This is a genomic window from Bacteroides caecigallinarum (assembly GCF_016901995.1).
In the GTDB taxonomy this organism is placed as follows: domain Bacteria; phylum Bacteroidota; class Bacteroidia; order Bacteroidales; family Bacteroidaceae; genus Phocaeicola; species Phocaeicola cellulolyticus.
The window spans coordinates 1-239 of the sequence record NZ_JACJLE010000212.1; the positions used below are offsets into that span (position 1 = coordinate 1).

Consider the following 239-nt stretch of genomic DNA (forward strand, 5'->3'; position numbering starts at 1 on the left):
GCCGGAAGTTGAGGGGTATTATCATGATTACAGGATAGTGCACATGGAGCATAGCGAGAAGGTGATAGAGGGATTGCGCTTTGTGTTTGTTGAGCTTCCGAAGTTCAAGCCTCAGACTTTCAGTGAGAAGAAGATGCATGTTCTCTGGCTCCGCTATCTGACCGAAATAGGTGAAACGACTTATAATGTGCCTCAGGACCTGATGTCCGTTCCGGAGATAAAGAAGGCTGTCGGACAGT

1 pseudogene is annotated in these 239 nt (G+C 47.7%); it reads left to right on the plus strand.

The annotated features are described in order from the left end of the window. Window positions 1-239: pseudogene (locus H6A61_RS16375) on the plus strand (PD-(D/E)XK nuclease family transposase); the annotation flags it as partial.